The organism is Maricaulis maris MCS10 (genome assembly GCF_000014745.1).
Lineage (GTDB): Bacteria > Pseudomonadota > Alphaproteobacteria > Caulobacterales > Maricaulaceae > Maricaulis > Maricaulis maris_A.
Map to the genome: position 1 here is coordinate 2,791,712 of NC_008347.1, position 14,316 is coordinate 2,806,027.

Annotated in this window: 17 protein-coding genes; 6 read left to right on the plus strand and 11 right to left on the minus strand. The window is 63.0% G+C overall.

All coding sequences use genetic code 11. The annotated features are described in order from the left end of the window. Positions 1-17: 17 nt before the first annotated feature. The 3 genes from MMAR10_RS13320 to rpmE form a co-directional block, all read right to left on the minus strand. Positions 18-443, minus strand: coding sequence for a BLUF domain-containing protein (locus tag MMAR10_RS13320; protein WP_011644509.1), 426 nt, complete (start codon positions 441-443; stop codon positions 18-20). Then, on the minus strand, positions 443-1,801 hold the full coding sequence (locus tag MMAR10_RS13325) for a globin-coupled sensor protein (RefSeq protein ID WP_150099785.1): 1,359 nt from the start codon (positions 1,799-1,801) through the stop codon (positions 443-445). Before MMAR10_RS13325 ends, MMAR10_RS13320 begins: the two co-directional genes overlap by 1 nt. A 227-nt stretch (positions 1,802-2,028) precedes the next feature. Beyond that, positions 2,029-2,247, minus strand: a complete 219-nt coding sequence (rpmE, locus tag MMAR10_RS13330) for a 50S ribosomal protein L31 (RefSeq protein ID WP_011644511.1) — start codon at positions 2,245-2,247, stop codon at positions 2,029-2,031. A 196-nt stretch (positions 2,248-2,443) separates the two neighbouring features. Here rpmE and MMAR10_RS13335 point away from each other — a divergent pair, with 196 nt between their 5' ends. After that, positions 2,444-2,707: a type II toxin-antitoxin system CcdA family antitoxin gene (locus MMAR10_RS13335; RefSeq protein WP_011644512.1), complete on the plus strand. Its 264-nt coding sequence runs from the start codon at positions 2,444-2,446 to the stop codon at positions 2,705-2,707. Further along, positions 2,708-3,016 carry a CcdB family protein gene (locus tag MMAR10_RS13340; RefSeq protein WP_011644513.1) on the plus strand — a complete coding sequence of 103 codons (309 nt, stop codon included), beginning with the start codon at positions 2,708-2,710 and terminating at the stop codon, positions 3,014-3,016. It begins immediately after the preceding gene. Positions 3,017-3,529: 513 nt separating this feature from the next. Here MMAR10_RS13340 and MMAR10_RS13345 read toward each other — a convergent pair. Continuing rightward, positions 3,530-4,519 (minus strand): peptidoglycan -binding protein, encoded by a 990-nt coding sequence (locus MMAR10_RS13345; RefSeq protein ID WP_011644514.1) that lies wholly within the window; start codon positions 4,517-4,519, stop codon positions 3,530-3,532. A 3-nt stretch (positions 4,520-4,522) separates the two neighbouring features. Next, the gene (locus MMAR10_RS13350; protein ID WP_011644515.1) at positions 4,523-5,515 is read right to left on the minus strand and encodes a hypothetical protein; all 993 of its coding nucleotides are present in this window, start codon (positions 5,513-5,515) and stop codon (positions 4,523-4,525) included. Between the two features lie 250 nt (positions 5,516-5,765). Between MMAR10_RS13350 and MMAR10_RS13355 the strand changes: the two genes are divergently transcribed. After that, entirely contained in the window at positions 5,766-6,374 is a 609-nt protein-coding gene (locus MMAR10_RS13355; RefSeq protein ID WP_011644516.1) for an FMN-dependent NADH-azoreductase, read from the plus strand. Between the two features lie 14 nt (positions 6,375-6,388). On the opposite strand, the gene mddA is transcribed toward MMAR10_RS13355, so the two are convergent. From mddA to thiE, 5 genes are all read right to left on the minus strand, one after another. Then, positions 6,389-7,147, minus strand: a complete 759-nt coding sequence (gene mddA, locus MMAR10_RS13360) for a methanethiol S-methyltransferase (protein WP_011644517.1) — start codon at positions 7,145-7,147, stop codon at positions 6,389-6,391. A gap of 195 nt (positions 7,148-7,342) precedes the next feature. Then, positions 7,343-8,140, minus strand: coding sequence for an inositol monophosphatase family protein (locus tag MMAR10_RS13365; protein WP_011644518.1), 798 nt, complete (start codon positions 8,138-8,140; stop codon positions 7,343-7,345). Positions 8,141-8,144: 4 nt separating this feature from the next. Continuing rightward, a complete protein-coding gene (gene efp, locus MMAR10_RS13370) occupies positions 8,145-8,711 on the minus strand; it encodes an elongation factor P (protein WP_011644519.1) in 567 nt (188 codons plus the stop codon). A gap of 117 nt (positions 8,712-8,828) precedes the next feature. Continuing rightward, positions 8,829-10,034: a tetratricopeptide repeat protein gene (locus tag MMAR10_RS13375; RefSeq protein WP_011644520.1), complete on the minus strand. Its 1,206-nt coding sequence runs from the start codon at positions 10,032-10,034 to the stop codon at positions 8,829-8,831. A 125-nt stretch (positions 10,035-10,159) separates the two neighbouring features. After that, positions 10,160-10,777, minus strand: a complete 618-nt coding sequence (gene thiE, locus MMAR10_RS13380; RefSeq protein ID WP_150099786.1) for a thiamine phosphate synthase — start codon at positions 10,775-10,777, stop codon at positions 10,160-10,162. 167 nt (positions 10,778-10,944) lie between these two features. Here thiE and MMAR10_RS13385 point away from each other — a divergent pair, with 167 nt between their 5' ends. The 3 genes from MMAR10_RS13385 (at position 10,945) to MMAR10_RS16460 (ending at position 13,044) form a co-directional block, all read left to right on the plus strand. Next, complete coding sequence (locus MMAR10_RS13385; protein ID WP_011644522.1) at positions 10,945-11,409, plus strand: hypothetical protein; 465 nt, start codon at positions 10,945-10,947, stop codon at positions 11,407-11,409. A 156-nt stretch (positions 11,410-11,565) separates the two neighbouring features. Further along, a complete protein-coding gene (locus tag MMAR10_RS13390; RefSeq protein ID WP_011644523.1) occupies positions 11,566-12,000 on the plus strand; it encodes a hypothetical protein in 435 nt (144 codons plus the stop codon). Positions 12,001-12,159: 159 nt separating this feature from the next. Then, positions 12,160-13,044, plus strand: coding sequence for a hypothetical protein (locus tag MMAR10_RS16460; protein ID WP_011644524.1), 885 nt, complete (start codon positions 12,160-12,162; stop codon positions 13,042-13,044). A gap of 116 nt (positions 13,045-13,160) precedes the next feature. Here the strand turns inward: MMAR10_RS16460 and MMAR10_RS13400 are convergent, their stop codons facing one another. Then, positions 13,161-14,198, minus strand: a complete 1,038-nt coding sequence (locus MMAR10_RS13400) for a class I fructose-bisphosphate aldolase (protein WP_011644525.1) — start codon at positions 14,196-14,198, stop codon at positions 13,161-13,163. Between the last annotated feature and the right edge of the window lie 118 nt (positions 14,199-14,316).

Sequence of the window (14,316 nt, forward strand, 5' to 3'; positions counted from 1 at the left end):
ATTTTACTATATTTCCCTCATACGGGCTGCAATACATCGCCGGATCGCATCGCGCTGCATATTTGTTCCAGAAAGCCCGCACTGGTGACAACTTCCGGTGATCGAAACCAGGGCTGCCAGCGGATATCTCCCGGCAGTCGGCGGACATAAACCTGCCAGGTATCGAACCGCCGCTCATCGATCTCAGCCATCCCAGCCAGCACCAGATCACAGTGACGTGGATCACTGGCAATGCGCAAAAAGGTCTCGGTAATCCGCGCTCGAGGGCCCTCGAGTACCTGAATGAACATGTCATCGTCGACGACCAGAACGCCTGTGATGCCGCGCGCCGGATTATTGCGCCGGCCAGCCGCGAGAATATCCTCCAGCACTCTCCTGGCTGCCGGATCCGCCCCGACCTTCCAGGCCCGGCGACTGAAGAAAGTCAAACGGGATAACAGCATCAGTCAGCTGCGCCCGACCGGGTCGCAGCCAGAAAGCCATCGACCTGTTCTCGCAAGCGCGTCACGTCGCGCCGGACGGCACTGGCCTCGGAAGTGACGTCCGATGAGACTTCCGAGCACTGGCGCACGCTGATTTCAAGGCGGGCGGTAGCATCTACCCCGGCACTATTGCCCTTGGTCGCCTCATTGGCGCTGCGGACGATCTCACGGATTGCGCTTGATTGTTCCTCGATCGTCGCATTGATGCTGACTGACGCTTCGTCAACCGCTCTTATGGTATCCCGCATGCCCGAAATGGCATCACCCGCCGTCCGGGCGCCGTCCTGAACCGCGCTGATCTGCTGGCTTATACGTTCGGTAGCCTTTGCAGTCTGGTGCGCGAGGGATTTCACCTCGCCGGCCACGACCGCGAACCCGGCACCGGCCTCACCCGCGCGAGCGGCTTCAATAGTTGCATTGAGCGCGAGGAGATTCGTCTGCTCCGCGATCTCCTGGATCAGCCCCACAATTGTTCCGATTTCCCGGGCAGCCTCGGAAAGGTTCTCCATGTCGGCGCTGGCCACACCGACCTGGTCAACAGCCGAGCGGGCCCGCAGGCTTGTCTGATTCACTTGGCCCGATATCTCATCGACCGCGCCGCGCATCTGCTCGGCCGCAGCCACGACCGTCTGCACATTCTTCAAGGCCGAATCGGCCTCCCTTGCTGTCAGTGTCGCATCTTCCAGTGTGTGATCGACCGATTCAGCTACGTTGCCAGAGACGACGTCAAGTCGGTCCGATGTCCCTTCAAGATTCTCGAGAATTTCGGCAACACTCGCTTCCAGCCCGTCAGCGATTTCTTGCCTCGCCTTGCTGGCCCGGATATCGCCCGCTTCCAGATAGGTCGACAGGGCAAGCTCCATGTCCAGGAAGACCGCTCTAATGAGCGCATCGACCTTGGCTGCCGTGGCCTCAAACTGCTTGGTTCGTGATACCCGGTTCCGTTGGCCGGACTGGATCACGCCTCGCACCAGGGAGGAGGCGATACCGGCATAGCCGGCCACATAATAGCGAGGCTCCAGACCAATCTCGAAATGGACCTCGCCAATGCGCCGCACATTATCGAAGTATGCGGTGTCATATTCGCCCGACAGGATGCGCTGCCAGTGCTTGATCTGGTGTCGCTTCGCATGCGCGCGGTGGTCATCATTGCGAAACAACACATCCACTTCCGGAGCCCGGGACAGGGTGTTGTAGAATACTTCCAGCGCCTCTTCGAGAACCGGAGGCAACTCGGCCTGCATGGAGCGCAAGCTCTCGCGCGTGACCTCACCAACGCCAAATTCTTGCAGGCGACCGTCCATTGCTTTGCTAGCCAACGCCTATCCCCTTAAGTGAATTTGGAAAGAGATTGTGCCGCGTTAGTTAACGATATCTGAAAATCTCTAAAAACTTGGGTGAAAACAGAGGCTTATAATATTATAGTAGTAAGATTTCCTACAGATTATCTATTTGACGGCCGGGCCTGCAGGCACAAAAAAGCGCGGCACCCGAAGGTACCGCGCTCTCTGTTTGTTTAGCTCCGAAGAGCCCGTCATTGTCAGGCTTACGCGAAGCCCTTGAACTTGTCCTTGAAACGCGAAACGCGGCCGCCACGGTCCAGCAGGTGCTGGTTGCCGCCGGTCCAGGCCGGGTGCGACGTCGGATCGATGTCGAGATTGATCGTATCGCCTTCCTTGCCCCAGGTGGATTTGGTCTGGAAGGTGGTCCCGTTGGTCATCACGACATTGATGACGTGATAATCGGGATGAAGGTCCTTTTTCATCGGTCCGGCTCTCTCTTGTCCGCCGCGCCACGGGATTACGTTGCCCCGCACGCAGCTTATAAACTCAGGAGCGGGGCTAGTACCCGATGATCACCGCCAAGGCAAGCGGGCTCTGGAGTCACGCGCCCGACTCACAATTCGTGACTTGGGGATGATACCTGGGTGTGTATGTTTATACATACATCGGAGCGCCGACATGACCGACCGCAAATACCCATCAGCCGAGCGCCGCAAGCGCACCAACCTCACCGTCCGCGAGGATGTCATGGCCGAGGCCAAGGCGCTCGGCCTCAACACTTCCCGTGCCGCCGAAGCCGGCATCGAGGCCGCCATCCGCGAGGAAAAGGGCCGCCGCTGGCTGGAAGAGAATCGCGAGGGGATCAAGGCCTACAACGAGCACTATGAACGCGAAGGGCCGCTGCTACCGCCACCCTGGTGGGCGCAACCGGCGGACGATTGAGTGGCCCGCTTCGATGTCCACCCGGTCACGGGCGACAGCGTCTCACTGGTTGTCGATGTCCAGGCAGACATGCTCAACGACCTGCCAAGCCGGATCGTTGTTCCTTTGATCATGGTCACTCGCCTCGAGCGTCCGATACTGGCGCGGCTTGAACCAATCATCACCGTTGACGGACAACGGCATGTCCTGGCAACCGCCGCCCTGGGCGTGATGTCCGCCAGAGCCCTCCAAGCACCCGTCGCAAACGTGGAAGCCCGCCATCGCGACGACATTGTTAGCGCACTCGACTTCCTGTTTCAGGGCTATTGAGTGCGGCGGGACAAAGCAATAACGCCTAAGGCAGCGAACGGCGCCCCTCACGACGCTCGGCCCCATCGACCCGACGCTGCGCATCGGCCCCCTTCCCCATGAAATGGGGAAGGGAAAAGGGAAGAGCGCCCTCCCGTCAAAGAGTGCGCCCGGGCGCACACCCCGCCATAAATCACTTGCCGGGAGTTCGCCGTATCCGGATCTTCAGCTCAAGGGGAAACCCGCGAAGCGGCGGCTGCGCCGCCCTTGACCTGAAGATCCGGATACGGCCCGCTGGCTGACAAAAGAATTATGGATCACTCCACGCGTTGCGCGAATGGATCCACCTTACAGGTCACGATGCAGGCTGCCTCAGGCCCTCGCCCTTGATGGGCGAGGTGGATTGCCGCCTTGGCGGCAAGACGGAGTGGGTGACGGGTGGTCGGTGACGGAACGCTGCGCGTCTCACCCCTTCCGGCCCGCCGCTTCGCGTCGGCCCACCTTCCCATCAAGGGGAAGGACCTAAACCTGGATCTACCTCGCAGTCAGCTTCAATTCGATCCGCCTGTTCCGCGCATTTGCCTCCGCGCTGCGTCCCTCAACCATCGGATAGTGTTCGCCGAAACCGGCCGCTACCAGGCGGTTGGAGGGGACACCGAGATCTTCCATCCAGTTGACCACCGAGATGGCGCGGGCGGCGGAGAGGTGCCAGTTGGAGGGGTAGGTGGTGCGGATCGGGACCGGGTCGGTGTGGCCATCAATACGGATCACCCATTCCAGGTCGGAGGGGATTTCGTCGGTCAGCTGGATGATCGCATCGGCGATCGGCCGCAGGCTTTCGCGGCCCTCGTTTGACAGGGCAGCCGATCCGGACGGAAAGAGGACATCCGTTTCGAACACGAAACGATCGCCGACAATGCGTACACCGGTGCGGTTTCCGAGGATGGCGCGCAGGCGGCCAAAGAAGTCGGAGCGGTAGACGGCCAGCTCGGCGGCGCGCTCGGCGAGGGCCGCATTGAGGCGTTCGCCGAGATTGATGACCTGGGCCTCGGCTTCCTGGGCGCGCAGCTCGGCAGCGTCCAGGGCGGCATTGAGGGTCGCGATCTGGTCACGCAGGGCCTGGATCTGCAGGTTGAGCATCATCAGGGCGCGCTGGCTCTCCTCGGAAAGTTCACGCTCAACATCGAGCTCGGCCTGCAGGGCGGCAGTCTGCGTGCCGGCCATGGCCAGTGCATCGGACAGGGCGTCGCGCTCGGTCTCGAGACCGGAGACGCGCAGTTCGAGCTCGGTATTTTCCGCCTGGGTCAGGGCGAGCTCATCGGCCAGCTGGGCCAGCTGGGCATTGAGCGCGGCGAGTTGCTCGTCACGTCCGGTGAGCGCGCGCGACAGGGCGAACTGCCCGGCGACGAAGATCGACAGCAGGAAGACGATGACCAGCAGCAGCGTGGCCAGGGCATCGACAAAGCCCGGCCAGTGATCGCCATTATCGGCTTCCTGGAAACGCGCGAAACGCGGCGAGGCCATGGCCTATTCCCCTCCCCGCTCCCGCGATTGCAGGGCCCGGATCAGCACCCGGATATCGTCGCGCAGGGCGCGCATGGCTTCTTCCTGGGTCGCCCGGCTGTCCTCGGCGAAGCGCTGCAGCGTAGTGTCCATCTGCCGCGAATTGCGTTCCAGCGTGTGCGAGAGCCGATCCAGCGTCTCGGCGGTCTGCTGCAGCAGGGCACCGACATAGGCGGTCGAAACCTCGCCATCATCGCCAGTCGTGGGACCGGCTGCGGCAAGGCGCGAGATCGAGGACAGCCATTCCTCGATCTCGTTGTAGAAACGGTTCTGCGCCCGGCTGGCCTGCAGGTCGAGAAAGCCGATCACGAGTGACCCGGCCAGTCCGAAGAGCGAGGAGGCAAAGGCAGTGCCCATACCCTGGATCGGCTCTTCAATGGCCGACATCAACCGCATCACATCGGCTTCACCGCCGGTCGAGCTTTCGGTGACGGCACTGACAGCGGAGCCGACAGCACCCACGACATCGAGCAGACCCCAAAAGGTGCCGAGCAGGCCGAGGAAGATCAGCAGGCGGCCAAAGTAACGCGTGAAGGCGCCCGCCTCGGACATCCGCGCGCCAACCGAGTCGAGCACGGTGCGGACCGAGCCGGCCGACAGCGAGACGCGGCCATCGGCGGACGAGATCATCGAGGCCATTGGCGCGATCAGGGCGGGCGGCCTGGGCAGGGAGGCGCGATCTTCCGCCGAACGGAAGCGGACCAGCCAGCGGGCGGCCGGGCCGATCCCCAGCGCCTGGGCGTAAGTGTAGAGCACACCGATCACCAGGACTGTGAGGATGAGCCCATTGATCGCCGGATTGGCCCGGAAGGCTGTTTCCAGCGGTTCGATCAGGAAGATGCCCAGCGCCGCCACCACGGCCGTGAACAGCGCCATCCAGATGATGTAGCGCCACGGACCGGTGAAACTCACACTCGGAGCCTCGGACACGTCACGATCGGAGTTGAGAACGGGCATACGGACCCCTCGTTAAAGCCACCGTCTTTCCTACCCTTCCGATTGGGACAATTTGGAGGCGAGGTCAAAGGGGGCGCGCGAACTAATCGCGTCTGCACGCCAAAAACCTGACGGGGTGGGCCGCGGTTTATCTCCAATACGGAAACAATAAGTCGCCAATTTGCTGGTTATTCCCGCGCACCGCCATAGCCACATTCTCCCCAACAGTTGCAGGGCCACAGCGCCCCATAGCCCGATGATGGAGATCGTCATGACCCAACCCGCCCCCCGCCACATCCTGCGTGTCGATGCCAGCATGCGCCGCGAAGGCTCGGTGACCCGCCAACTGGCCGACGCCCTGACCGGGCGCCTGACCGCCAGCCAGCCGAATGCGACGCTCACCCGTCGCGACCTCGCCGACAATGCGCCCGCCTTCATCGACGAGAGCTGGATCGGCGCCAATTTCACCCCGGCCGACGCCCGCAATGACGACCAGCGTGCCACCCTGGCCCGCTCGGACGCCCTGGTCGCCGAACTGCAGGCCGCCGATACGCTGGTGATTGCAACACCGATCTATAATTTCGCGGTTCCGGCGGCGCTGAAAGCCTGGATCGATCTGATCGCCCGCGCCGGCGTGACCTTCAAATACACCGAAAACGGTCCGGTCGGCCTGCTGACAGGCAAGCGCGCCATTATCGTGCTCGCCTCGGGCGGTACCCAGTCCGGCAGCGAGATCGACTTCGCGACGCCCTATCTCAAGCATGTGCTCGGGTTTATCGGCATCCACGACGTGGACATCATCGCCGCCGACCAGCTCGGTGCCGGTGCAGATGAAAAACTGGCCGCCGCAAGCGAGGCGATCGAACGTCTGGCGGCGTGACCCCTCCGGAAAGCCTACTCCCCGGGCTGGCTGGCGGGTTCCCGCCGACGCAGCTTGGGGAGGAAGGCGCCCGCCTCCTTGCGGTATTCCAGATACTCATCGCCGATTTCGGCGATCAGGTCCTTCTCCTCGAAGCGATAAACCGCAATGACCATGTAGGCGGTCGTTACGACAGCGAACAATAAATGCCCCACCGTCATCACCGGAGCCGCCCAGAAGGCGATCATGAAGCCGGTCATCATCGGATGGCGGACCAGGCGATAGAAGAGATGCTTGCGGAACGGCGCGCCCTTGAAGGGCCGTTGGCGCAGATTGGCGAAGATCTGGCTCAGGCCGAACAGATCGAAATGGCTGATCAGGAAAGTCGAGACCAGCACGATCAGCCAGCCGGCCCAGAACAGCGCCAGGAGGCTATAGGTCGCCAGCCCGTCCGGAACCGACCAGATAACCGTCGGCATGGGCTGCCAGAAGGCATAGATCACGGCCAGCACGACGGACGACAGCAAGACGTAGATCGTGCGCTCGAGATAGGCCGGAATGAGACGGGTCCAGGCCCGCTTGAAGGCCGGGCGCGCCATCACGCTGTGCTGGACCGCGAACAGGCTCAACAGTGCCAAATTGACAATGATGGCCATCGCGAGCGGCCCGGCCGCGCCGGAATCAATGGTTTTCGGCACGAGAAGATTGCCGACAAACCCGATCGAATAGAGGAATACAACGAAGAAAAACGCGTAGACGGCAATGCCGAATACAAACCCGATAGCCCGGCCCATGGCGAGCCCCCCTGCCTTGTTGACGCCCGAAACGGCACGTCTTGATTGCAGGCTAGGCTATATCTCTCAGGAAAGATGCCCCGAAACGCGCGCGATATTATGACTGGAGATAGGGCCAGGTAGAATTAATGCGTCAGGGCGAGAGCTGCCTCTAGCGACAACGCCACGCGTAAAGCCTGCCTGTCCCCGAATTTGCTAAGCCGCAGCCTTCTTCAACCGCTCGACCACCTCGGCCAGCATCGGCTCGTTGCCGGCGACGATATTGCCGGTTTCCAGCATGTTCTCGGCACCGTCAGCCTCGGCGACGAAACCGCCGGCTTCGCGGACGATCATGATGCCGGCGGCGATATCCCAGGATTTCAGATTGCGTTCCCAGAACCCGTCATAGCGACCGGCCGCGACCCAGGCGAGGTCGAGCGCGGCAGAGCCCATGCGGCGGATGCCGGCGCAATGCGGCATGATCTGGTGCAGTTCCTTGAGGAAGCGAGCCTGGCCGGGCTTGCCGATATAGGGCGTGCCGGTGGCAATCACAGCCTCGTCGAAATGCTTGCGTTCGGCGACGCGGAGGCGGCGGTCGGCCAGCCAGGCACCACGGCCCTTCTCGGCGTGGAACATCTCGTCGGTGGCGGGATTATAGACCACGCCGGCAACCAGCTCGCCCTCACGCTCGAGCGCGATCGAGACGGCAAAATGCGGCATGCCATGCAGGAAGTTCAGCGTGCCGTCGAGCGGGTCGACGATCCAGCGGTGCGAACGGTCGCTACCCTCGACAATGCCGCGCTCCTCCATCAGGAAGCCATAGCCCGGACGGGCCTGGCTCAGACGGTCATAGATGATGTCCTCGGCCTTGTGGTCAGCCACCGACACGAAATCGGCCGGTCCCTTGCGCGAAACCTGCAGGTGCTCGATGTCGCGAAAATCGCGGTTGAGCGAGCGGCCGGCGCGCGAAGCGACATCGGTCATGACAGTGAGGAGCGGAGAGAGCGTACCCATGGTGTCAGTCCGCCCGCTTCACGTAGGAACCATCTTCAGTCGCGACGATAATCTTTTCGCCGACGCCGACAAAGGGCGGCACCGAGGAACGCACGCCATTGGACAGGATGGCCGGCTTGTAGGAATTGGCAGCGGTCTGCCCCTTCACCACCGGCTCGGTATCGGCCACTTCAAGGGTCACGTGCTGCGGCAGGGAGATGCCGATCGGACGCTCTTCATGCGACTCGACCACCACCGTCATGCCGTCGGTCAGATAGGAGGCGCGCTCCTCACCGACGAAATCGGTCTGCAGCTCGATCTGCTCATAGGTTTCGGCATCCATGAATGTCAGCATGTCATCGCTGGCGAACAGGAAAGTATAGTCCTTCTGCTCGAGACGGACCTTTTCGACCTTGTCAGCAGCGCGGAAACGCTCGTTCAGCTTGCGACCGTCCAGCAGGTTTTTCAGCTCGACCTGGGCGAAGGCGCCGCCCTTGCCCGGCTTGACGTGGTCCGTCTTGACCGCGACCCACAGCGTGTCCTGGTGCATCAGCACATTGCCGGGGCGGATTTCGTTACCGTTGATTTTCATGCTTCACCTGTTGCCGCACTCAAGCGGATGACCTGTCGCGCCGCCGCGCGCGCGCGGCAAAGTGGCGCTCTCCTATCAGCGGGCATGGCGAACGGCAAGCGGCGCGGCCTTTCCGGCTCAGCGCAGCGCCTCGAACTCGGCCCGGATCCGCTGCCGCACATCCGGCGACAGGGCACCTTCCAGCCCCGCCTCCAGACGCTCCCGGTCGCGGTCATGGACCGGCGCGCCCAGGTGGTCGATCGAGGCCAGAAGGGTCCAGCGATAGGCCATTTCGAGATCCTGCGGGACGCCTTCGCCGCGCGCCAGCGTGAAGGCGTAGAGAAACTGGCTCTCGGCATCACCGCCACGGGCCCCACGGGAGAACCAGTGTGCCGCCATCTCAATGTCGGTGGCGCCGCCGCGGCCCTGATACATCATCAGACCGTACTGACCCTGGGCCGGCGCATAGCCACTTTCGGCGGCGATCCGCAGCCATTCGCGCGCGGTTTCGTCGTCCTGCTCGCCGCCCTCCCCATCGGCCCACATCATGCCGGCCTGAAAGGCGGCCTCGGCCAAGCGGTCATTGGCGGCTCGTTCATACCAGACCCTTGCCCCGGCCGCGTCGCGGGGACCGCCCTGTCCGGCATCGAGCAATTGGGCGAGCTGATACATGCCCTCGGCCGAGCCTTGCTGCGCCGCCCGTCCGGCCCACTCCCGCGCCGTAATCGCATCCTGTGGCACGGGAGAAGCACGCAGATTGATCGCATGCTCGACCATGGCCGGGATATGACCGGCCCGGGCCGACCGCTCGAACCAGGGCTCGGCCTGTCCGAGCCCCAGCGAGGGGTCGCCGAGGCGGGCCAGCTGACCCAGATTGTAAAGGGCGACCGGATCGTCACGATCTGCCGCCCGATTGAACCAGCGCGCGGCGGCCGACAAATCGACCGGTCCACCGGCACCATTGCGGGCCATGATGCCCGACAACAACGCAGCATCGACGATCCCGCCCACGGCGGCCGTTTCGGCATAGTTGCGGGCCGAAGCCCAATCCTCACCAACATAGGCGACCTGGGCACGATACCAGGCTTCATCGGCGCCGCTGACCCCGGCCGGTATTTCGGCGGCATCGGCCGCCAGTCCCTCGATGGCGGCGCTCTGCACGTCTTCGGGAAGCAGAATGAGATCCTGCGGGAAAATCGGGACCAGCGTCGCACTGGTCACATCCGGCTGCGGCGCGTCTTCCAGCTCGGAGACAGTCTGCGCACCAGCAGGAACAGTTGCGGCAAGGAAAATCCAGAAACCGGACAGGGCGGCGATGAGGGGGGCATACAGGCGCTTGATCATGCCTATCCTAGAGCGCGACGAATGCGGCACCGTCAAGGCCGGGCTGCGCAAGCTGGGTGAATTGTAATCCACTCGCCCCCCGGCATCGACCCACGGCGCGCGCGGCAAGTCGCAGCACGACCAGCTCAGGCGTCGCCGGTCAGCGCCGCAAAGGCCTGCACGGCGGCGGCCGGTCCATCGGCATGCAGCCAGACACCGCCGCACACGGCGAGAAAGTCGGCACCCGCTTCGACCAGCGGTGCCCCATTGTCAGGCGTGATGCCGCCGATGGCGACGCATGGCAGTTCGAACAGTTCCACCCACCAGGTCAGGAGATCGGTCGTTGCGACATGGTCGGTGGGCTTGGTCTGTGTCGGATAGAACGCCCCGAAGGCAACATAGTCGGCGCCCGCTTCGCCGGCCACCATGGCCAGGTGACGGCTGGCATGACAGGTAACGCCAATGGTGCGGTCCTTGCCCATGATGGCGCGGGCATCCTTCACCCGGCCATCGGACTGACCGATATGGACACCGTCGCAGCCCAGCCGGTCGGCCAGTTCCGGACTGTCATTGAGGATGGCCGCCACACCGCGCGACTGGGCCACCTTGATCAGCGAGGGCGCCAGTTCGAGCAGCTCGGTCTCTGAATGATCCTTGAGGCGGATCTGCAGGGCCGAGACCGGACCGGCCTCCAGGGCGCTCTCCAGCGTGGTGACGAAATCGGCAGTGATGCGGGGCGGGGTGATCAGGTAAAGCTGGCTCATGCGCCGTCTTTTGGCAGGACTGGCCATTTCACACAATGGCGCGGGGTGGCCCGAAGATGAACATCACCCATTCGGGTCATTCATCTTCCTTTCATCCAGATTATACAAGGGTGTCGCGCAATACGGGTAGGCGTGCTGCCTTCGCGTCTTAAAAAGGGGAATTTCACATGTCTTTTAAAACCATTCTTGCCGCCGGCATCGCCGCCGCTTCCTTCGCCGGTCTTGCTGCCGCCCAGGACTGGTCGCTCCAGCCGACCTTCGGCACCGTGAACCTGAACTCGGGCTTCACGCCGGATCCGTACACCGTCGCGATCACCGCTGGCGGCACGATCGAAGCGTCCAACCTGTCCTCCTCCTGCCGCGGCATGATCGCCAACGCGCCGGACTTCCGCCTGAACTTCTCGGCCGGTTCGCTGCCGCTCTATATCAGCGCCTACTCCAGCGCCGACACCACGCTCGTGGTCAACGGCCCGGACGGCTCCTGGTATTGCAATGACGACACCAATGGTCTCGACCCGGCCCTGGCCTGGGGAAGCCCGGAGTCCGGCCAGTACGACATCTGGATCGGCACCTACGGCACCAATAGCGACCTGGCATCCTCGACCCTGCACATCTCCGAGCTGCACGATTAAAAACTCTGCGAACCCGATCGGGGGAGCGGCGCTCGCCAGCGTCACGCTCCCCCGGTTGGCGACTTAGTTTCCAATCCCATCATTTGTTTTACCGGTCCCGTCGTGCGCCATGCTGGATGCGCGCACAACTGGCGTGACCCGGACAAGGAGCACCGCATGTTCATCAAAACCGCCGCCACCGCAATCATCGCAGCAGCCGCCTTCGCCGGCCTCGCCGCGGCCCAGGATTACAGCCTGAGCCCGAATTTCGGAACGACGTCGCTGAGCGCCGGCTTTGCGCCTGATCCCTATGGCGTCAGCATCGTCGCCGGCGGCAGCGTCAATGCCAGCAATGTCGGTTGCGCCGGCATGATTTCCAACGCCCCCGACGTGCGCCTGCAATGGAGCGGCGGCCGGATCACGATCGGCGCCGAATCCGGTTCCGACACGACACTGGTCGTGAATGCACCGGACGGTTCCTGGTATTGCGCTGACGATGTGAATGGTTTCGACCCGGCGATCGCCCTGTCCGGCTCCGGCCAGTACGACATCTGGGTCGGCGTCTTTGGCGGCGGAACCGCCAATGCGACGCTCTACTTCACCGAATTCTGAGCCGGCCTGAGCCGCCGAACGACGAACCCCCGGCTTTGCGGCCGGGGGTTTTTTGTTCAGGACCCCGGCGGATGACAATGCTAGCCTGCCCGGGGAACGGCCTGCGTTCGCACCGATCAATCCTGATTGTGCGAGCAGCGGCCAGCCAGGGGGATACACATGCACAGACAGACAATCATGGCAGCCTCACTAAGCGTGATGGCGCTGGTTGCGCTCGCCGGACACGCAAGTGCTCAAACGGCCAATGACGATCCGACCTCGGGAATACTCAGCCTGGATCCGGCTCAGGGACCACAACGTTTCGACATGTCGATCACGGCCGGCGGGGACATTGATGCCGATGATCTGGGGCGGGACTGTGCCGGGGATATCTCCGACGCTCCCAGCTTGCGACTACGCTACGGATCGGGCGGCGATACGCTGCGGATCATCGCTACTTCCAATACCGACACATCACTCGTCATCCAGACGCCAGCAGGCGATTGGCTGTGCAATGACGACGCCATGGGCGGGCTGGACCCGATCATCAGCCTGAGCTCACCGGCAGCGGGCGACTACGCCATCTGGGTGGGACGCGTGTCGTCCTTCTGGGGGAGCGGCGACGCGGAGCCGGTTGAATTGACCCTTCTGGACATCGACGGCGACGCGGCCACTCGCAGATATCTGCCAACGCCTGCCACGCTCGAACTCTCGGCGGGCTTCCTGCCCTCAGAAATCGGGGTCCACGTCACTGCCAATGGTGCCGTTCGCCCACGGGCCTGGGACTATCGCTGCGGTGCAGCCGCAAGTGAAACGTCCGCGCTGAACCTGACCTATGACGGAAATGGTGCCGGCCTGACGATCCGGGCAGAGGCGCAGGCCGATGTCACGCTCCTCGTTCGGGCGCCGGATGGCAGTTTCGAGTGCAATGACGAGCTGGAATCGGTCGACTTTGTCAGCATCCCATCCGCTGAGACCGGCCAGTATACCATCTGGGTAGGCCCCCAGACCGATGAGGCTCGCCGGTCACTGGTCCCCACCCGCCTGATCCTGTCAGAATTCTAGCCGTCGACGCCCGCTGTTCCGGTTTGGGCAAACGGCTCGATGCTCGATGCCGCCAAGAAAAAGCCCCGGATCGCGCGAGGCGATCCGGGGCTTTCATCCAAAACGGCGAAAACCGCCTAGGCCGTCTCTTTTTCCATCGCCGGCTTGTACTCACCCAGCGAGGCCAGGCCATTCATGCGGGCACGGTGGTTGAAGGCGGCTTGGGCGGCGTCGTAGTTCGATGACTTGCCGGCCCAGACTTTCAGCGGGGCGGCCTGCAAGGCGCGACCATAGGAGAAGGTCATCGGCCAGGGCAGGTCATAGGCCTCGTTCATGATCGAGAGATGCTCGGTGGCTTCCTCGTCGGACTGGCCACCTGACAGGAATGCAATGCCGGGCACAGCAGCCGGAACGCAATTGGCCAGACACTGGACCGTCATGTCGGCGACTTCCTCGGCCGAGGCGCGATCGTCATTGGTGGTGCCGGAGATGATCATGTTCGGCTTCAGGATCGTGCCTTCCAGGACGACGCCCTGATCGAACAGTTCGCGATAGAGGGTCTTCAGCGTGAACTCGGTGACTTCATAGCAGCGCTCGATCGAGTGATCGCCATCCATGATGACTTCCGGCTCGACGATCGGGACAATATTGGCTTCCTGGCACAGGGCGGCATAGCGGGCCAGGGCGTGCATATTGGTATTGATGCAATACTGGCTCGGCACGCTGTCATCGCCATTGCCGCCGATATTGACCACGGCGCGCCATTTGGCGAAGCGGGCACCGAGCTCGTAATAGTCGGCGAGGCGATCGCGCAGGCCGTCGAGCCCTTCGGTGATGGTCTCGCCCTCGGCACCGGCGAGCGGCTTGGCGCCCATATCGACCTTGATGCCCGGGATCGAGCCGGCATCGGTGATCAGCTTGGTCAGCGCCGTGCCGTCCTTGGCGCTCTGGCGGATGGTTTCGTCATAGAGGATGACGCCGGAGATGTGCTTGCTCATGGCCGGTTCGGTGCGGAAGAGCATGTCACGCCAGTCGCGGCGATTGTCCGGCGTGTTGTCGAGGCCGATCGAGGCAAAGCGCTTGCCGATCGTGCCGGTCGACTCGTCAGCCGCCAGAAGACCCTTGCCCGGGGCCACCATGGCACAGGCGATTTCGTTGAGTTGATCGAGATCCATCAGGATACCCCCAGCTGTTCAAGCATGTTGCGACAGGCACCCGCCTGCCCGTTCCGATTGTCGCCCTTTTAGCGCGAGGCGACCGAAATTCCCACCGGTCAGGCGCGGATTTTCGCGC